Source organism: Rhizobium sp. UBA1881 (genome assembly GCF_002338015.1).
Lineage (GTDB): Bacteria > Pseudomonadota > Alphaproteobacteria > Rhizobiales > Rhizobiaceae > Rhizobium.
This window is the reverse complement of the sequence record NZ_DDHH01000098.1, coordinates 2,519-2,948: the sequence shown is the minus strand read 5'-3', so window position 1 is coordinate 2,948 and position 430 is coordinate 2,519. Positions and strand designations below refer to the sequence as shown.

The window sequence follows — 430 nt, the reverse complement described above, 5'->3', positions numbered from 1 at the left end:
CGAAGGCGACATCAAGCCGGAGGCGCATCCGAAGAACCTCGCGCTTGCCGAATGGTGGGCCTCGATGATCGAGATCCCGTGCATCGTCATGGGCGGCACCGATCCGGCCTCGGCGCTTGCTGTTGCCGAGAGCGGGGCGGAATTCGTGGCCATGCGTCTTGCCGTTTTCGGCGAGCCGGCGCGTGCCGCCCTTGTCGTTGCCGAAATCAACGCACTTCTTGACGAAAAAGCGCCACGGTTTGAGGGTTGATATCGCCCTCATGCCCATGCTGACACGCCATTTGCGCCTTTCTCTTCTTGCCGCCGCCACATGTGTGGCGGTTTTCGCGCATGGCGCATCGGCCCAGCAGGTCGACAATATGGTCACGCGGCCGCTCACCGGCGCGCCGGAAACGCTGAAATCCGGCCGCGCGCAGCCGGATGGGGTAAC

At 64.0% G+C, this 430-nt stretch carries 1 protein-coding gene; it reads left to right on the top strand.

What is annotated here, in order from left to right:
- Positions 1-250: thiamine phosphate synthase (locus B3605_RS12355; protein WP_296434077.1), on the top strand; the 250-nt coding region annotated here is incomplete at its 5' end.
- Between the last annotated feature and the right edge of the window lie 180 nt (positions 251-430).